A 17,041-nucleotide genomic window follows, 5' to 3' on the forward strand; every position below is an offset into this window, starting at 1 on the left:
TCTCCGCCGCGTTAGGATTTCTGGAACATGGCGAGCATCCGGCGCGTCACCAGGAAGCCACCCACGATATTAATGGTGGCAATCAGCACCGAAATGCTGGCCAACAAGCCTACCAGCCAACTGCCCGACCCGATCTGCAGAACCGCGCCGAGAACGATGATGCCCGAGATGGCGTTGGTCACCGCCATCAGCGGCGTATGCAACGAGTGACTGACACTCCAGATCACCTGGAAACCCACGAAGCAGGCCAGCACGAAAACAATGAAGTGCTGCATGAACGATGCCGGTGCTACCAGCCCCAGCAGGCCCATCACGACGCCACCCGCCACGAGCATGCCTACCTGACGCTTGGTCTGAGCGAGGAAGCTCGCATGCTCAGCAGCCTTCTTCTCTTCTGCGGTAGGCTCCTTGGGTTTCTCCTTGGGCGCCGACTGCCCGATGGCATTGACCTTGGGCGGCGGGGGCGGAAAGGTAATCTCGCCATGATGCGCCACGGTGACGCCACGAATCACGTCGTCTTCCATGTCGTGAACGATCACGCCATCCTTTTCCGGCGTCAGATCGGTGAGCATGTGACGAATATTGGTGGCGTAGAGCAACGACGCCTGCGTCGCCATGCGCGAGGGGAAATCGGTGTAGCCGACGACGACCACGCCGTTGTCGGTGACGGTACGTTCGTCGGGTACGGTGAGATCGCAGTTACCGCCCTTCTCGGCCGCCAGGTCAACGATCACCGAGCCCGGTTTCATGGCCTGGACCATGTCCTCGAGCCACAGCTTGGGCGCCGGCTTGCCCGGGATCAGCGCAGTGGTGATAACGATATCCACCTCGGGCGCCTGCTCGCGGAACAGCGCCAGCTGCTTCTCGCGAAACTCGGGGCTGGAGGGGGCGGCATAACCGCCAGAGCCCGAGCCATCCTGGCTGTCCCCGAAGTCGAGGAACAGGAATTCGGCGCCCATCGACTCGATCTGCTCGGCCACTTCGGGGCGTACGTCGAAGGCACGTACCACGGCGCCCAGACTGGTCGCGGTGCCGATGGCCGAGAGCCCGGCGACGCCCGCGCCTACGACCAACACCTTGGCCGGCGGCACCTTGCCCGCCGCCGTGACCTGGCCGGCGAAGAAGCGCCCGAACTGATTGCCGGCCTCGATCACGGCACGGTAGCCGGCGATGTTCGCGGTGCTGGAAAGCGCATCCATCTTCTGCGCCCGCGAGATACGCGGCACCATGTCCATGGCCAGAACCGTGGCGCCGGTCGCCTTGCAACGCTCGAGCAAGTCCTCGTTCTGAGCCGGCCAGAAAAACGCGATCAGCGTCTGCCCTTCGCGTAGATAGCCGACCTCTTCTTCTTCGGGTTCGCGTACCTTGATGACAACATCGGCCGTCGACCACAACGCCGTGCCGCCGTCGACGACCTCGACACCCGCATCGCGGTATGCATCGTCGTCAAAACCGGCCGACCGCCCGGCGCCCGACTCGACGACGCATTCATGGCCGAGTTTCTGGATGTGCTGAGCACTTTCCGGCGTCAGCGCCACGCGCGCCTCGCCCTGGGCACGCTCCCTGGGAGCCCCAATTCTCATGCCGCACCTCCTGTTTCGTGTCGGATGGCACCTTGCCAGGCACCGCTTGTCATATATTCGGTAATGTTCATCCTTGACCCCTTGCTCGTCGCATAGAACTCTCCCTCATGGAATCTTGTTCATGTCGATACATTGGAACGTGGCCATGCAAATAACGTCGTCATACACCGGGAACATCGATGTATCTCGAATAAAAGATCTTATTTATTTAAAGAAAAACATCTTGAAAATCAATAGGAAAAACAAAATTTTCCATCATAATCATTGAGTTATAACAAGCATAACACAGCTCTTATGCTTCATGATTACTCACAACTCCTTGTTTTAGCTTGAAATTATTTTATAAACACGACCTATTCATTCTCTTATAGACATCATAAACGATACATTATTTGCACTTTTCTTCAGTTAAGACTCGCGCATATCGAAAGCACGAACGTTGCTTTTCCGATAACGACATTCAACAATCACGACACAGCTCCTCCACGCTCAGCACCTCGACGCCCTGGCGTTCGAGAAGCGCACGTAGCCCATGCGTTGGTCGAGCAACGGCTATCGCGAGACGCCGTCATACGGCGTCTGACGATGTCACGATGAGCAGGAAAGACAGATGACCGAGGCCTCCGGCGCCGGAGCGGCCGCCCAGTGCTCCATGCCCGGCTGCGGCGTAAAGGGATCTTCGAGCAAGGCACGGAATTCGGACAACGGCGCTGTATCGCCAGCTTCCGCCGCCTCGATGACCTGCTGAATGAGGTGCGTGCGCGGCACATAGAGAGGGTTGACCGCCTGCATGGCATCACGGCGCGACGCGGCATCGCGTGATTCGTCCTCGAGACGCTTTTGATAACGCGACAGCCAGGCCGCCAGACCATCCGCCGGTACCTCTTCATGCAGCCACGCGCCCTCATCGAGGGCCCATTCACCCAAGGCACGAAAGGCGCGATGATAGTCGGCACCGGCGTCGGCCAGCAGCGTCAGCCAGTCCTGAACCAGTTGGGCGTCGCCATCTTGCACGTGCTCAAGCCCCAAGCGTGCCCGCATCAAGCGCGCATACTCCTGTTGTAGCGCCGGTTCGTACTCCGCTAACTGCGTACGTAGCGCTTCTGGATCGGCCAACGGCGTCAGCGACTGGCCCAGCACCGAGAGATTCCACAACCCTACCCCGGGTTGTTGATCGAAGCCGTAACGGCCAGAAGTATCAGTATGGTTGGGTACCAAGGTCGGATCATAACGGTCCATGAAGGCATAGGGCCCGTAGTCCAGCGTCAATCCCAGAATCGACATGTTGTCGGTATTCATCACTGCATGCACGAAGCCATACGCTTGCCAGGCAGCGATCAGGCGTGCCGTGCGCACGACCGTATCGCCGAACAGCGCTTCTGCCGGTGCCTCACATTCCGCCAAGGCTGGACGGTGACGCGTAATGACATGCTCGACGAGACGCTGAAGGTCCTCGGTGCGACGCGCCTGATACAGCCATTCGAAGTGCCCGAAGCGCACATGACTGGGCGCCAGGCGCAACAGGGTCGCGCCGGGCTCGACCCGCTCACGCTGGACCTTCTCGTCGTTAATCGACAGAGCCAGCGCCAACGTCGTGGGAATACCCAATCCCGCCATGGCCTCACCGGCGAGATATTCACGAATCGTCGAACGCAGCACCGCGCGGCCATCACCGAAGCGCGAATACGGCGTTTGTCCGGCTCCCTTGAGATGTAGGTCCCAGAAGCCGTCATCGGCCTCCACCTCTCCCAGCAGCAGTCCGCGTCCATCGCCCAAGGCGGGGTTATAGACCCCGAACTGATGGCCGGTATATTTCTGTGCCAGAGGGTCCATTCCCGATAAGACGGTTTCACCCCCCATGACTTGGCGCAATGTCTCTCGTGATGGAGAGTCGTCGTTGAAAAGCGCAGGGTCGAAGCCTAGCGCACGGGCACCTCGCGGACTGATATCCACCAGTCGCGTGTTTTTCCAGGCGGCGGGGCTGACCCGGGTAAAGAAGTCATTGGGCAAACGCGCCCAAGCATTGTCGAAGCGCAGCGCATCGAGTGTCATGGCGACCTCGCGAAGGGGCATATGGGGCTACTTTACACGCCCGGCAACGACCGATAAAAGCGTGCCGAGCGACCAAAAACGCCGCCCGAAGGCGGCGTCGAAACGCGGCGGAGGCAACGCCTCAGGCCGGGCTATCTTCGGCGTCGCCGCTGCTGTGTTCGCGAATCAATTCAGCATTGGTGCGCAGCAGCGCCAACAGCACGTCGAAGTAATTATCACGCACCGAGTAGCTGTCCAGTGTGCGAATCAAGGACTCGGCACTGGCGGACTCGCCTTGTTCTTTCTGCGCAGCCCGCGTTTGACGCATCGCGAGATAAGCACGGTGCGTGTTCAAATTATGCAGGTACGCGTCGATACTCGCCTGGACGCTATCGAAGTGTTGATAGCGACGCTGGCTTCCTTCTTGAGCCAGACCACAGCCATCACCGAAGCAGCGCAAACCGAACAGGTTGTTGCCCTGGCGAGCGAAGCGCGACGTTCCCCATCCCGACTCTTCGACGGCCTGGATGACCACCATTTCCAACGGCAAAGTATCGACACGCGAGAGAAGGTACTCGAACGTGTTGGATGTGCCGCATTCGATCTGGTAGCTATCGCACAATCGTTGCAGATGCGACCGCTCGGCATCACTCAGCGAATCCCGGCGCTCACGCGCGTCGAGCAACCAATCACGCTGGGCCTGGATGTTGGCGTTTTCGGCTTCGACCAGCGGCACCAGCAGCTCGAGAAATGCTGTCTTGCGCTCGGGACCGGCCGCATATTCGCGCAGGTCCGGCATCTCCTCGACGGGATCGAGAGCCGGCGTATCGACGTTGCTTTCGAGCGTGCGCACGTCCCGCGTGGGAGACGCGGCGTGGGCATCCAGGGGTGGCGGCGCCGTCACGCCAAGCCCCCCCAGCAATACCACCGCGATAACGCCACGCCACCGCCGAGAAAAGAACACGTCGTGCCGAATCGGCATGAGACGACTCCTTGAACATGACGGCGCCAGCCTAGCAACAACGAACGTCCATGTTGAGTCAATATTGCTGGCATCAAAATGAAACGGGCCAGCCCATGCGGCCGGCCCGGTAAGCGAACGTCAACGCGACTCAGTTGCTCAGGAGCTTGTTGAGACGCTGGACATAGGTAGCGGGGTCCTCGAGATGTCCGCCCTCGGCGATGATCGCCTGATCGAGCAGGATCCGCGCGAGATCATCGAACCTGGCGTCGTCGGCGCTTTCCAGGCGTGTCACCAACCCATGCTCGGGGTTGAGTTCGAGGATAGGCTTGACTTCCGGCAACGGCTGTCCGGCCGCTTCCATGAGGCGGCGCATCTGATAGCCCATATCGTGTTCGGAAAGTACGACACACGCCGGCGAGTCGGTCAGACGATGGGTGATGCGCACTTCCTGCACCTCGTCGCCCAACGCAGTCTTGACGCGCTCGAGCAGCGACGCCTTGGCCTTGGCCGTTTCTTCCTGTGCTTTCTTCTCTTCCTCGTCAGCCATCTCGTCGAGATCGAGATCGCCCTTGGCGACATCGACCAGGGCCTTGCCGTCGTATTCGGTGAGATGGCTCATCAGCCACTCATCGATACGGTCATGCAGCAAGAGTACCTCGATGCCCTTCTTGCGGAAGATTTCCAAATGCGGGCTGTGACTTGCCGCATTGAAGCCATCGGCCACCAGATAATAAACCTTCTGCTGGCCTTCCTTCATGCGTTCCACGTAACCGGCCAGCGACCGATCCTGAGTCGCACTGTCGGTATGCGTGGAAGAGAAACGCAACAGCTCGGCGATCTTGTCACGGTTGGCAGTATCTTCCGCCAACCCCTCCTTGAGCACGTTACCAAAGGCATTCCAGAACGTCTGGTAGACGTCATCATCTTTGGCCAGCTTCTTGAGCATGTCCAGCGAGCGTTTAGTCAGCGCGGACTTGAGCTTGTCGACCTGGGGATCTTTTTGCAGCAATTCACGCGAGATGTTGAGCGACAGATCCTTGGAGTCGACCACGCCCTTGATGAAACGCAGATAAAGCGGCAGGAACTGCTCGGCGTCGTCCATGATGAACACGCGCTGCGCATACAGCTTGAGCCCACGCACGCCTTCGCGCTGATTGAGATCGAATGGCGCGCGACCCGGCACGTAAAGCAAGCTGGTGTATTCGAGCGTGCCTTCGACCTTGTTGTGGCTCCAGATCAGCGGATCGCTGAAATCGTGTGCCACGTGCTTGTAGAAAGCTTTGTATTCGTCATCGCTGATTTCTTCCTTGGGCCGCACCCACAGCGCCGTCGCCTCGTTGACGGTTTCCCAGGTGACGGTTTCGCTCCCCTCGATCTCGTTGCCTTCTTCATCGTGGGCCTTCTCGACCTTGGGCATGCGCACCGGGACTTCGATATGATCGGAGTAAGTGCGTACGAGATGCTTGAGACGCTCGGCGTCGGCGAATTCCTTGGCGTCTTCCTTCAAGTGCATCACGATTTCGGTGCCACGTGCGGGCTTGTCGATATCCGCGATATCGAACTCGCCTTCACCACGGGAATGCCATTCTACGCCCTGTTCCTGATCGACTCGGCGCGTGCGCACGGTGATTTCGTCGGAGACGATGAAACCGGAATAGAAGCCCACACCGAACTGACCGATCAGCTTGGCATCTTTCTGTTTTTCGCCGGAAAGCTGCTGGAGGAATTCCGCCGTGCCGCTGCGTGCGATAGTCCCCAGGTTCTGGATGACCTCGTCGCGGCTCATGCCGATGCCATTGTCACGCACGGTGACGGTGCCCGCTTCAGCATCGTGCTCGATCTCGACGCGCAACTCGCTGTCATTGCCGTACAGCGTATCGTCATCCAACGCCTCGTAGCGCAACTTGTCGCAGGCATCCGCAGCGTTGGAAATCAACTCGCGCAGGAAGATCTCCCGGTTGGAATACAGGGAGTGAATCATCAACTGCAAGAGCTGTTTGACTTCGGTCTGGAAGCCCATTGTTTCGGCTTGAGCGGCGGTAGTCATGGTCGAAATTCCCCTGTGGCCATAACGGATGCATGTTAAACGGTGAAAAATGCGACGACAGATGTCGTCATGCGCATCGATATGGGGGCCGCGCGAGACTTTTCAAGCGTTTGCGGCCCAGCCATAGTTTTCCATGGTCAAGGGCTACAATCTCAGGACGTGGTATCGGGCGGATCGATGCCTTTCCAGCGGCGGTAAGGCGCAAGCGAATGGTCGACGCGGGTCAGCAACCAGCCGACGATGAAGACGTCATCGATCACTCCGATGAGCATCAGGAAATCGGGAATGATATCGAATGGCAGGATCAAGTAGGCCACCGCCGCCGTCATCCAGCCGCACGCCGCCCAGGGCACCGGGCGATAACGACCGGCAGTCACGTCGCCCAGCATGGGCACGAACACACGCAGCGCGCGGGCGATGCGCATCAATGCCCCGCTGCGCTGTTTGAGCCGCGACCATAGGGCCAATCCTCGCATGAACTTCATGGCATGCCTCCTTGGCGTTGCGTGCCTGCTGGCGTCATCATGCAGAGTGTCGCCATTCGACAACACTACCCAAGGCGTGTCCCCTGAGCGAGGATGATCACATCATTATCCCGCCAGGCAAGCAAGGAGACATGGAAGATGCTCGCATCGCGGCTTCGCCAACGCTGGCTGACGCTATTATCGGTGGCTTCGCTAGGACTTGCGTTACAAGTCACCGCCGCCCAGGCACACTCCGACACTCAGGCGCTAGACGCCGCAGATCGCGCCATGAAAGACGCACTCGATGCCGCCCGCGATCACCGCTGGTCACGCATCGATAACGCCGCCATCGACGATCATGTGCTGGCCGGCTACGTAGAATATCACCGCCTCAAGGCGCATCTGTCGAGCGCCCCTGCGGTGGAGGTAGAAAGCTACATCGCACGCCATACCGACTCGCCCCTATCGGACTGGATGCGCGGCCAGGCACAGATCGCATTTGGCCGCGACGGCCGCTTCGACGATCTGCTGGCCATCAGCGATGGCAAGCCCTCGGGCACCATCCGGCAATGCTATTACTACACCGCCCTGCTTGATCGCCAACCACAAGAAGCCGCGCAAGGCGGACGCGAACTATGGCGGGTTGGCCATTCGCAACCTAGCGCCTGCGACCGGTTGTTCGACACCTTGCGCGAACGCGGCGATATTGACGAGGGCGATATCTGGACACGGCTGACGCTGGCCTGGCAAGGCGGCGAGAGTCGCCTCGTCGGCTACCTGGCAGACCAGCTCGACGGCGACTGGGACACGGGTATCGACGCACTCGAGCGCCTGCGCAGTAACTATGCGGCAATTACCGAAATCCCCACCGATATCGGCCCCCAGGGGCAAGGCAGCGGCGCACTCTTCACGGCCGCCATGCACAATTTCACGCGCGCCGACACAGAGGCCGCGCTCGAGGCCTGGCGCAAGATCGCCCCCCACCTCTCGTTGAGCGACACGCAACGCCATACCATCGAGCACGATCTGGCGTTTTATTCGATGGTACGCGACGTCGATAACAATCTTGGCTGGGCCGACGACGCCTTGCCCCGTCTCGCGGATGGCGACCTATTCGAATTGCGGGTACGCAATGCCCTGGCCGATCAGGACTGGGGCGAGGTCATCGACTGGATCGATGCGATGCCGAAAGCCACCCGCCAGAAGGCGCATTGGCAATACTGGCTGGGCCGCGCACTCAATCAGCGTGGCGACACCGAGTCCGCGCAAGCCGCTTGGCAACTTGCCGCCCAGGAGCGCGGATTCTTTGCCTTCGCAGCCGCTGACAAGCTCGGCCAGCCCTATGCCTTGAATATGAATATGCCCGACGTCACGCCACTGCAAAGCGAGCTGGCCGCCATGCGACCCAGCGTCCAGCGCAGCGAGGCTCTGCGGCGCATCGATGAGCCAGGGCTCGCACGTAGCGAATGGTTCCACGCCATCGACCAGGCCAGTGCATCCGATACCGCCGCACTCAACGCCTACGCGCTGGAGCGGAGCTGGTACGACCTGGCCGTGCATGGAGCAATCATGGCCCAGCAATGGGATGCCCTGGCGTGGCGTTTTCCTTCAGCGTACAAAGCGAACTTCGATCAGTGGGGCCAACGCAACGGCGTCGACCCCTACCTGCTGATGGCGATTTCTCGGCGGGAGAGCGCATTCAATCGCCAAGCGGTCTCGCCGGTCGGCGCACGCGGGCTCATGCAGCTCATGCCGGACACCGCATCGCATGTCAGTCGCAACCTGGACATCGATGCACCAAGCCGCGGCGAGCTCTTCGAGCCGACTACCAATATTCGCCTGGGGAGCGCTTATATTCGCGACATGATGGAGCGCTATCGAGGCAATCGCCTCGCCGCCGCTGCGGCTTACAACGCAGGTCCCGGAAGTGTCGACCGTTGGCTGCGCGAGGCTTCCGGTAATTTCGATCTCTTCGTGGAGCGCATCCCATACCACGAAACCCGCGCTTACGTGCAAGCCGTGCTGACGTATCGCGTCATCTTCGAGAGCCTCGCCAAACAAGGCGATTCGCAAGGCGTCGCACTGCTGACCCAGGCCGAACGTGAAGGCATTTACGACACCACGTTGCTGGCCCGGAACCCGTAAACGCAAGCGCCGACGCTCCTCAGGGCGTCGGCGCATCACTAAGGCCTGCGGACTTTCTCAGGGGCGCTGAGCCAGCGCCAGCTTGACACCGAAAAGTACCAGCACAGTGCCGGTGGCCCCTTCCATCATGCGCGATACCCAGCGTTTGGCTAGCCATCTGGCGGCACTTCCCACCATCAGTACCACGCCCATCTGCCATATATTGGCAAGTACGAAATGCACGCTTGCAAGCCACAATGACTTGGCCAACGCCGGATCACCCGGCGCAATGAACTGCGGCAGAAACGCCATATAGAACACGACAGTCTTGGGATTGAGCACATTGGAGAGAAAGCCTTCACGCAATGACACCCAAGTGCTGACCCGCTCCTTGCATACGCCCATTTCGGCTACTGGTAAACCGCTACCTCTGCGGGCGCTAACCAGACTCCTGAGCCCCAACCAGATCAAATATCCCGCGCCGAGCAGCTTGAGCGCGTTGAAGGCCCATGCCGATTGCAGCAGGATCAGCGAGATCCCGAGCGCCGAGACGGTGGCATGCACGAACAGGCCAGAGCAGATCGCAACGCTGGTCAAGATGCCATCGCGCACGCCCCCGCGCGAGGTGTTACGAATGACCAGAAGCGTGTCCACGCCCGGCGTCAGCGTCAGCAGTGTAATCGCCACTAGAAACGGCCAAAACTGGGCGTCGAAGAACATACCTGTTTCCTGAGTAGAAGCGTGAAAAGACGCAGTATAGAACCGGACGCGCCAGGCGGCGCGCTGCCTACCAGACCCAGAAGGCAAATACGGCCGTGCCCACGGTCAATAACAGACCGATCAACAGCAGCAGCCCATCGTCCGCAGTCATTCCCAGCCCGATGACGGTGATCGCCAGCGCCGGCATCGCCGCCGCAAAGGGGAGCAATTCCAGAGGAATCATGCCTATCGCAAGCACGATGACCAACACCGCGACGAGGCGGCGCGCGGCCGGTTGCAACAATATGTCCAGGCGCTGTGCCAGCAGCTTATCGATACGTTGCGTCCAGGGACGAACGCGTTTGACGGTGCGGTGCAGCTTGTCATGGCTGATGCCCCGCTCACGCAATTTCCTCGGCAACCAAGGCGATTGTCGCCCCAGCAACTGTTGCATCGCCATCAAGACGATGAACACGGCACATAGCGTGGGCACGCCGGGCACACCGCCAGTGGGCAAGAATGCCAGCAATGCAGGCAAGGTAATCAGGGGGCCGAAGCCCCGCGAACGAAACGTCTCAACGATATCCTGCAGGCGGATAGTCTTGCCATCGTTGGTCTCGTCAAGCGTTTCCAGCAACTGGGTCAAACTGATGCGCGACTCCATGCGCGATTTCTCCTTGGGAGCGATTGTCGATGATGCCCTTGCACGGTGGAAGACCGCATACTATCAGCCAAACAGATCACGCCTGGCATGTTTCATCGAAATCTGGTCATTGAGCGTCCAGAAATCGTACAGGACACCCAACATGAACAATCCACCGGTGACGAGATACAACAACCCGGTCAGCCATTTCCCCATGTACATGCGATGCAGACCGAAGATGCCCAAGAAGGTCAGCAATATCCAGGCAAGGGTGTAGCTGGTGGGTCCCGCCTGAAAACGCAGGTCCGCCTGACGATCCATCAACGGGATCAGGAAGAAGTCGACCAACCAGCCGATGCCCAGCAGGCCTAACGTGAAAAACCAAATCGTGCCGGTGATGGGCTTGCCGTAGTAAAAACGGTGCGAGCCGGTAAAGCCAAATATCCACAACAGGTAGCCCACGACCTTGCTATGCGTATCGTTCGCAGCGACGGCGGTATGGGACACGTGACAACTCCTCCAAAATTGAACTGGCGTGATCCGCCCCAACTCCAGGATGCGATATCACCATGACAGACGCCCAGGCTGCGCCAATGTTCCCGCCGCGTCGTTGACGATTTTGCATGCCAGGCGACGACGCTCGTCAGACAGACTCCAGGCAGCAATATGATGCCTTCGATCAAGGCGCCATGCTTTACCCACGGCGTACATACCGACGCTCTGGACGCCCCCCCCGAATTTTCGATCTATTGTGCATAGACGGTGCATGGTACCGGGAAAGGCCCCTCGGCAATAACTTGACGCCTACCCTAGGCTAATGCATTTTCCGCTGCGTAGGTTGGCAAGTCGAATGTCGTCAGCTGTTAATCGAATTCTCGATGTCCCTTGCGCATTCCCTCCTTGTCTTACCCACGTACCATGGCCACCCATGGGTCGGCCCGCATCATTACTTCGCCAGTTAAGGAATTTGAAATGGCAACTGGCACTGTCAAGTGGTTTAACGACACCAAAGGCTATGGCTTCATCTCTCCAGAAGATGGTGGCGATGACCTGTTCGCACACTTCTCCGAGATCCAGGCTGAAGGCTTCAAAACGCTGCAAGATGGCCAAAAAGTGAGCTTTGAGGTCACCCAGGGCAAGAAAGGCCTGCAGGCGTCCAACATTAAGGTGGTCGGTTGATTCCGATACCCCAGCGATCGTGAGATCGATAGCAGGCTCCGAACGCATGAGAGCCCACCGTTAGGTGGGCTCTTTTATTTCCATAGACGTTACAGCTAGCCCCTATAGTGGGCGCCTACCAACGCCCTCAGAGCCGATATCAGGACTGATTGTCACCATCAGCCGCTTGATCCATTTCGTCGGCGGCTTGATCCATTTCATCCGCCGCTTCGTCGGTTGCTTCGTCGGCTGCCTCTTGTGTTTCGTCGGCGGCATTATCCATTGTATCGCCAGCCTCATCGGCAGCGTCTGAGGTGGCGTCTTGCGCTTCGTCGACCTGTTCGCCCGCTTCGTCCATGGCGTTGGAAGTTCCTTCGGCGGCTTCGTCTCCCATTTCTTCCATGTCGTTGCTGGCTTCGTCGCTCATCTCGGCCATTTCATCGCCGGACTCATCAGCGGCTTGCTGGGTTTCTTCAGCTGCCTGTTCGCTATTGTCTGAAGTCTCCTGAGCGGGATCGTCACCGCTATCGCAGGCCGTCAGGCCAAGTGACATCACCAATGCCAACGCACTCATCGTCCATTGCTTATACGTCATCATTTCGCTCCTTGAGTCGCTTATTTTGCCGGGGGCCGGCACTTTCCTAAAAGCCCATGAGGCCATCCAGGCCTCATGGTACAGGGTTGGCAAGCCCTACGTGCCGGGCTCGCCAATATCTTCGTACCAAATCTCGGGACGTTCGGCGATGAACCGTTCCATCAGCGCCTTGCACTGCGGATTGTCGTATACCGTGAGCGTGACACCACGTTGGCGTAATAATGTTTCCTCCCCTTGAAAAGTCGAGTTTTCGCCAATCACGATCTCGGGGATGCCATGGAGCAAAATGGCGCCACTGCACATGACACAAGGTGACAGTGTGGTATAAAGCACCGCTTCACGATACACATGCGCCGCCAAACGGCCAGCATCTTCCAAGGCGTCCATTTCACCGTGCAGAGTGGCACTGCCACGCTGCTGGCGTTGGTTATGGCCACGCCCGATGATAACGCCCTGATGCACAAGCACAGAACCGATGGGGACCCCGCCCGCGTCGTATCCTTTGCGCGCCTCGTCGATGGCTGCCTGCATAAATGGGTCCATGTCGATCCTCTTGTCATTCACCTTATGCACCACGTTAAGCTCGTTGGCTTTTGGCACTTACGCATTAATTAATTTCAAGCGTAAGCATCTCGAAGGGCCCTGGGCAAACGAGCACGCAAGACAGATCATCGTGCCTCACCCCTCATCGTTTTGACATGAGTACAGTGCAGACGACGAAGGCGCCGCCAAGGAAAGCGCTCCGGGTATCAACTCAGCGCGAAAGCGCGCGTGGCAACAAGGCTCGCCATCAAGATTCAGCGGCAGGGCCGCTTCACTTTCGAATTCGACCCAAGGCACCTGCAAGTACTCGACGAACTCGCCGCTTTCGGGGAGGTTTTCCAGCTCGTCGATAAGCTGCTTCATCTCCCTGAGCGAGGTGAAATGACGCACGATAAGCAGTTCCAGTAGGCCATCATCTACCTTTGCCAGGGGAGTCAACTGCTGGCCGCCTCCCGCGTGAGAGCCATTGCCCAGAGCGAGCAGGAACAAGGGAACGTTGCGCTCTCCATCGGGGAGCCGCAAACGGCCTTGGTATGGTTGGTAATTCCAGGCCTTGAGCATGCCCATCAACGAATAGGCGCCCCCCCCTAAAAGGCGCTTGAGGGGGGCCGGCGTCGAATTGGTGATCTGGGCGCCGAAGCCGCCCGAGGCAAGGTTGATAAAATAACCCCCCCCCAGACTGCCCACGTCTATATCGTGGGGGCGGGCCTCCAACGCCACGCGCAACGCCTCGAGAGGGGCCAATGGCAATTCCAGGCCACGTGCGAAATCGTTGGCACTGCCCAGCGGAAGGATGCCGAGGGTCGGCCTTGCAGCTTGGGTCAGTTGCATCAAGCCGCCAACGACCTCGTTGACCGTTCCATCGCCGCCGCCGGCGATGATACGCTTAATACCCGCTTCGCTGGCTTCCCGTGCCAAGCGCACGCCATCACCGACTTCCCAGGTCACCCGCACCGCCAGGGGGTGACCCTCTTCACGCACACGCTCCACTGCCTCTCGGATCTCCGGAAGCTGGGCGGATTTACCATTGAGAATTAGCCATGCATCACCATCGCTTGCGGCAGGCTGGAGTGTTTCACTCATCGCTTTATCATCCTCGTTCCCTGAGACACGCCGGCCTCTCGTCTCGCTCTATACACATGGCACCAACAGGCCTCATATTCCCTTGAGCACCTCGAAACCATTGCCTACCGTCGTCGGCAGAAATTCCTCGACATGATATTGCGCCACGCCGGCGACGATAAATGGGTCTTCATCAAGCCAGGCCGTCAAACGCTCCCGCGACGTCGCTCTGGCCAAAATGATGCCACCACTCGGTGGCGATTTACGCCCCGACGCGATGAACACGCCACGCTCGATGCCTTCCCGCACCCATGCCATATGAGCCATTCGATATGGCTCGACCGTGTCCGGATCGACCACATACTCCAGTGATACGATGAACATGGCTGCTCCTTGATGTCTGCCGCCTGGCACGTCACGTTGCCTTGCGTATATTTACAAACTCATGCCGTCGGCGCCACTCGCCAGGAAAGCCACAGCAAGGGCGACACCAACACAACGCCGACCAATGCCAGGGCCCATTGCGGCGATAACGGCATCGCCAGCAATAGCGTAGCCAACAACGCACCGCCGCCCAACTGCAAGGCGCCCAGCAAAGCAGCCGCCGTCCCGGCACGCTCACGAAACGGCTCCAGCGCTAGGCTCGAGGTTGCCCCCAACGCCAGTGAAAAGCCCACGGAGAGCACCCCTACCGGTCCCATGAAGCCGACTGACGACAGCGGCAATGCCGTAACGATAAGCGCCTGCAAGACGCCCGAGACGATGATCAACCCCAGCCCTAGACGCACGGTCCCGACGCGCCCGAGGCGGTGAATGAGGCGGGGTGCGAAGAAAAACGCCAGAATATTGACTACAGCGTTGGCGCCGAACCAACCGCTGAATGCCAGTTCCGAAAGTCCCAGCCGGTCTACCAGTATGACCGGTGCGGTCGACACATACACCAGGATTGCCGACATGATCACCCCGGCCAGCCCCGCGAAATAGACAAAGCGAACACTCGTCAGCACCGGTCGGTAGCGGGCCCAATGATAAAGTCGCCGTTCGGGAACCGTGTCCTGAGGCCGTGTCTCGGTGAAACGCCATAAGGCGACCACTCCCAGCACCGCCGCGAAGACGAACATGAACGCAAAATTGCTGCGCCAACCGAAGGTCACCGCTAAGCTCCCGCCGATGACTGGTGCCAATGCAGGAATGATGCACAGCGTTCCATTGAGATAACTGTAGAGTTTCGCGCCTTGCTCGGCCGTGAAGCAATCACGCACTGCGGCAAAGGCCACCGTCATGCTCGCGCAAGCCCCCAGGCCTTGCAGCACACGCGATACGTAAAGCGGCCCGAGACTGGTCGCCATCATGCCCAGCAGTGCCCCCACCATATACACCACAGTGCCGCAAAGCAGCACCGGGCGACGTCCGAAACGATCAGTCAGCGGGCCGACTAACACCTGCCCCAGACCAACGCTTAGCAAGAGTAATGTCACGGTGAACTGGAGTCGACTGAACGGAACGTCGAACTCATGCGCCATGACCGTCAGTGACGGCAGGTAAATATCGATCGCCAGTGGCGACAACATCACACAGCCCACCAGCAAGGGAAGCAAACGGGCACCCGACATGATACCTCCACGGCGACAAAAAAACGCCACCTTACCCCGAACACGCAAAGATGCAACTGGCCAATGACGCGAGTGTTTTCCTGCTGGGACGTCGCCTGAAAAGTCAACACGCATGGATACCTTCAGAAAAAGGCCTAAAGCTCATGCCCACCCCGCCGATATTTCCTTTCAGGGCAAAACTCCATGCAATGCCTCGTGTCCGCCGATCATCCATCGCACAGGAAACGCCATGCCATTCCGCACCTGGGGGGTCGTGCTAAGCGCCGTCCTATTGGGCGGCTGCTTCGGGGTCAATACCTCGCAGGCCCCCATCGCCACGACCTATCCGATCAGTGAGCAGCAACGCATGCAGGCCGCACACCATTGGGAAGTGCTTGCCGAACACGAGGCAGACGAGATCCTCGCCAAGCGTGATTTGTGGGGCAAGCCGCTCTATGTCGAGGAGCATGAACAGGAGACCGCCTTCAGCCGCGGGTTTCGTTCATTGCTGACCAGTGAACTGGTCGAGCAAGGTGCCATCGTTCGCACCCAGTCGGATGGCGCCGCCCATGTCAGCTTCGACGTTCAGGTGATCACTCACGAGGACCGCGGTTTCATGCGGCCTCCCCAGGGTGCTTTGACTACATTGGCCGCTGGCATCGCCGTGGCGACCATTCCTTTCAATCACTGGACCGAACCCGCTCTAGGCTTGATTCCTGCAGCTGCCTTGGCCGATACGTTCAGCGGTAGCTGGAGCACTACCGGCCAGCAGGAAGTCATCATCACGACCCAGGTCAGTCAGCACGACACACTGCGCTATTCGTCCTCGAACATGTATTACATCAACGCGGGCGATAGCGATCATTACGGTGCGTCCGACACCGGCGATTCCGCCGGATTACCGCTATCATCCGACTGGTGAGGAGAGCGCTCGACATGTCATTCAACCAACGCCACACCAGGTACGTCACATTACGCCTGCTGACAATGGCCATACTGTTGCTGGTTCTCTCCGGTTGCAGCCTTCTTCAGAACCGTCAAGCAACGGCCCCCGAGCCCAGCATGCTGACGCGCGTAGATGACGCCGCTGCTAAATTACTCGCCACCAGCAGCGAGCAGCTCGGCAACCAGGCACCGATCATCGCCACCACGTTCGTCGACATCGACCAACTCGATCAATCGTCGACTCTCGGGCGCACGCTATCCGAGACCTTTACCTCGCGTCTCGTCCAGGGCGGCATGAATGTCATCGAAGTCAAGATGCGCGACAGCCTGTACATCGAGCAGAATACCGGGGAACTGATTCTGTCCCGCAACGTACAGCGCTTGAGCGATAACCACGATGCCCAGGCCGTATTGCTGGGCACCTATGCGCAGGGCGAAAACAAGCTGTTCGTCAACGCCCGTCTGGTACGCATCGCGGGCCGCCAGATCTTGGGTGCCGCGAGCTTCGAAGTACCAATGGACAACGACATCAGGGCATTGCTGCCTTCCAACTGGTAAACGCCTTTCCTGGTAAACGTATCGCCCCTTGTG

Annotated in this window: 17 protein-coding genes; 4 read left to right on the top strand and 13 right to left on the bottom strand. The window is 59.2% G+C overall.

Translation table 11 applies throughout. The annotated features are described in order from the left end of the window. Positions 1-11: 11 nt before the first annotated feature. The 5 genes from OP496_RS09835 to OP496_RS09855 form a co-directional block, all read right to left on the bottom strand. Positions 12-1,583 (bottom strand): Re/Si-specific NAD(P)(+) transhydrogenase subunit alpha, encoded by a 1,572-nt coding sequence (locus OP496_RS09835; RefSeq protein WP_280563453.1) that lies wholly within the window; start codon positions 1,581-1,583, stop codon positions 12-14. A 588-nt stretch (positions 1,584-2,171) separates the two neighbouring features. Next, positions 2,172-3,656 (bottom strand): protein adenylyltransferase SelO family protein, encoded by a 1,485-nt coding sequence (locus OP496_RS09840; RefSeq protein WP_280563454.1) that lies wholly within the window; start codon positions 3,654-3,656, stop codon positions 2,172-2,174. A 100-nt stretch (positions 3,657-3,756) separates the two neighbouring features. Next, positions 3,757-4,596 carry a protein bax gene (locus OP496_RS09845; RefSeq protein ID WP_280563455.1) on the bottom strand — a complete coding sequence of 280 codons (840 nt, stop codon included), beginning with the start codon at positions 4,594-4,596 and terminating at the stop codon, positions 3,757-3,759. A gap of 130 nt (positions 4,597-4,726) precedes the next feature. Next, on the bottom strand, positions 4,727-6,625 hold the full coding sequence (htpG, locus tag OP496_RS09850; protein WP_280563456.1) for a molecular chaperone HtpG: 1,899 nt from the start codon (positions 6,623-6,625) through the stop codon (positions 4,727-4,729). Between the two features lie 152 nt (positions 6,626-6,777). Then, positions 6,778-7,110 carry a YkvA family protein gene (locus OP496_RS09855; protein WP_280563457.1) on the bottom strand — a complete coding sequence of 111 codons (333 nt, stop codon included), beginning with the start codon at positions 7,108-7,110 and terminating at the stop codon, positions 6,778-6,780. A 138-nt stretch (positions 7,111-7,248) separates the two neighbouring features. On the opposite strand from OP496_RS09855, the gene OP496_RS09860 reads away from it, so the two are divergent. Then, the gene (locus OP496_RS09860; RefSeq protein WP_280563458.1) at positions 7,249-9,234 is read left to right on the top strand and encodes a transglycosylase SLT domain-containing protein; all 1,986 of its coding nucleotides are present in this window, start codon (positions 7,249-7,251) and stop codon (positions 9,232-9,234) included. Between the two features lie 57 nt (positions 9,235-9,291). On the opposite strand, the gene OP496_RS09865 is transcribed toward OP496_RS09860, so the two are convergent. The 3 genes from OP496_RS09865 to OP496_RS09875 all read right to left on the bottom strand — a co-directional run bounded on the left by OP496_RS09865 (position 9,292) and on the right by OP496_RS09875 (position 11,062). Further along, positions 9,292-9,933 carry a LysE family translocator gene (locus tag OP496_RS09865; RefSeq protein WP_280563459.1) on the bottom strand — a complete coding sequence of 214 codons (642 nt, stop codon included), beginning with the start codon at positions 9,931-9,933 and terminating at the stop codon, positions 9,292-9,294. A 67-nt stretch (positions 9,934-10,000) separates the two neighbouring features. Continuing rightward, on the bottom strand, positions 10,001-10,576 hold the full coding sequence (locus OP496_RS09870; protein ID WP_280563460.1) for an exopolysaccharide biosynthesis protein: 576 nt from the start codon (positions 10,574-10,576) through the stop codon (positions 10,001-10,003). A gap of 63 nt (positions 10,577-10,639) precedes the next feature. Further along, complete coding sequence (locus OP496_RS09875; RefSeq protein ID WP_280563461.1) at positions 10,640-11,062, bottom strand: TM2 domain-containing protein; 423 nt, start codon at positions 11,060-11,062, stop codon at positions 10,640-10,642. 465 nt (positions 11,063-11,527) lie between these two features. Between OP496_RS09875 and OP496_RS09880 the strand changes: the two genes are divergently transcribed. Then, a complete protein-coding gene (locus tag OP496_RS09880) occupies positions 11,528-11,734 on the top strand; it encodes a cold-shock protein (protein WP_040242353.1) in 207 nt (68 codons plus the stop codon). A gap of 139 nt (positions 11,735-11,873) precedes the next feature. On the opposite strand, the gene OP496_RS09885 is transcribed toward OP496_RS09880, so the two are convergent. From OP496_RS09885 to OP496_RS09905, 5 genes are all read right to left on the bottom strand, one after another. Beyond that, positions 11,874-12,374, bottom strand: a complete 501-nt coding sequence (locus tag OP496_RS09885) for a hypothetical protein (RefSeq protein WP_280563462.1) — start codon at positions 12,372-12,374, stop codon at positions 11,874-11,876. 30 nt (positions 12,375-12,404) lie between these two features. Further along, positions 12,405-12,851 (bottom strand): nucleoside deaminase, encoded by a 447-nt coding sequence (locus OP496_RS09890; RefSeq protein WP_280563463.1) that lies wholly within the window; start codon positions 12,849-12,851, stop codon positions 12,405-12,407. 135 nt (positions 12,852-12,986) lie between these two features. Continuing rightward, positions 12,987-13,934, bottom strand: coding sequence for a lipid kinase YegS (gene yegS / locus OP496_RS09895; RefSeq protein WP_280563464.1), 948 nt, complete (start codon positions 13,932-13,934; stop codon positions 12,987-12,989). Between the two features lie 72 nt (positions 13,935-14,006). After that, on the bottom strand, positions 14,007-14,297 hold the full coding sequence (locus OP496_RS09900) for a YciI family protein (RefSeq protein ID WP_280563465.1): 291 nt from the start codon (positions 14,295-14,297) through the stop codon (positions 14,007-14,009). A 59-nt stretch (positions 14,298-14,356) separates the two neighbouring features. After that, the gene (locus OP496_RS09905; protein ID WP_280563466.1) at positions 14,357-15,526 is read right to left on the bottom strand and encodes a multidrug effflux MFS transporter; all 1,170 of its coding nucleotides are present in this window, start codon (positions 15,524-15,526) and stop codon (positions 14,357-14,359) included. A gap of 229 nt (positions 15,527-15,755) precedes the next feature. Here OP496_RS09905 and OP496_RS09910 point away from each other — a divergent pair, with 229 nt between their 5' ends. Both OP496_RS09910 and OP496_RS09915 read left to right on the top strand, forming a co-directional pair. Beyond that, positions 15,756-16,427, top strand: a complete 672-nt coding sequence (locus tag OP496_RS09910; RefSeq protein ID WP_280563467.1) for a hypothetical protein — start codon at positions 15,756-15,758, stop codon at positions 16,425-16,427. A gap of 14 nt (positions 16,428-16,441) precedes the next feature. Further along, positions 16,442-17,008 carry a FlgO family outer membrane protein gene (locus tag OP496_RS09915; RefSeq protein ID WP_280563468.1) on the top strand — a complete coding sequence of 189 codons (567 nt, stop codon included), beginning with the start codon at positions 16,442-16,444 and terminating at the stop codon, positions 17,006-17,008. Positions 17,009-17,041 lie beyond the last annotated feature (33 nt).

The organism is Chromohalobacter sp. 48-RD10 (assembly GCF_029889785.1).
Classification (GTDB): Bacteria; Pseudomonadota; Gammaproteobacteria; order Pseudomonadales; family Halomonadaceae; genus Chromohalobacter.

Excerpts from the sequence above, each read along its gene's own strand:
- OP496_RS09835 (WP_280563453.1), bottom strand. The coding sequence starts at position 1,583 with ATGAGAATTGGGGCTCCCAGGGAGCGTGCCCAGGGCGAGGCGCGCGTG.
- OP496_RS09840 (WP_280563454.1), bottom strand. The coding sequence starts at position 3,656 with ATGCCCCTTCGCGAGGTCGCCATGACACTCGATGCGCTGCGCTTCGAC.
- OP496_RS09845 (WP_280563455.1), bottom strand. The coding sequence starts at position 4,596 with ATGCCGATTCGGCACGACGTGTTCTTTTCTCGGCGGTGGCGTGGCGTT.
- htpG (WP_280563456.1), bottom strand. The coding sequence starts at position 6,625 with ATGACTACCGCCGCTCAAGCCGAAACAATGGGCTTCCAGACCGAAGTC.
- OP496_RS09855 (WP_280563457.1), bottom strand. The coding sequence starts at position 7,110 with ATGAAGTTCATGCGAGGATTGGCCCTATGGTCGCGGCTCAAACAGCGC.
- OP496_RS09860 (WP_280563458.1), top strand. The coding sequence starts at position 7,249 with ATGCTCGCATCGCGGCTTCGCCAACGCTGGCTGACGCTATTATCGGTG.
- OP496_RS09865 (WP_280563459.1), bottom strand. The coding sequence starts at position 9,933 with ATGTTCTTCGACGCCCAGTTTTGGCCGTTTCTAGTGGCGATTACACTG.
- OP496_RS09870 (WP_280563460.1), bottom strand. The coding sequence starts at position 10,576 with ATGGAGTCGCGCATCAGTTTGACCCAGTTGCTGGAAACGCTTGACGAG.
- OP496_RS09880 (WP_040242353.1), top strand. The coding sequence starts at position 11,528 with ATGGCAACTGGCACTGTCAAGTGGTTTAACGACACCAAAGGCTATGGC.
- OP496_RS09885 (WP_280563462.1), bottom strand. The coding sequence starts at position 12,374 with ATGGCCTCATGGGCTTTTAGGAAAGTGCCGGCCCCCGGCAAAATAAGC.
- OP496_RS09890 (WP_280563463.1), bottom strand. The coding sequence starts at position 12,851 with ATGGACCCATTTATGCAGGCAGCCATCGACGAGGCGCGCAAAGGATAC.
- yegS (WP_280563464.1), bottom strand. The coding sequence starts at position 13,934 with ATGAGTGAAACACTCCAGCCTGCCGCAAGCGATGGTGATGCATGGCTA.
- OP496_RS09900 (WP_280563465.1), bottom strand. The coding sequence starts at position 14,297 with ATGTTCATCGTATCACTGGAGTATGTGGTCGATCCGGACACGGTCGAG.
- OP496_RS09905 (WP_280563466.1), bottom strand. The coding sequence starts at position 15,526 with ATGTCGGGTGCCCGTTTGCTTCCCTTGCTGGTGGGCTGTGTGATGTTG.
- OP496_RS09910 (WP_280563467.1), top strand. The coding sequence starts at position 15,756 with ATGCCATTCCGCACCTGGGGGGTCGTGCTAAGCGCCGTCCTATTGGGC.
- OP496_RS09915 (WP_280563468.1), top strand. The coding sequence starts at position 16,442 with ATGTCATTCAACCAACGCCACACCAGGTACGTCACATTACGCCTGCTG.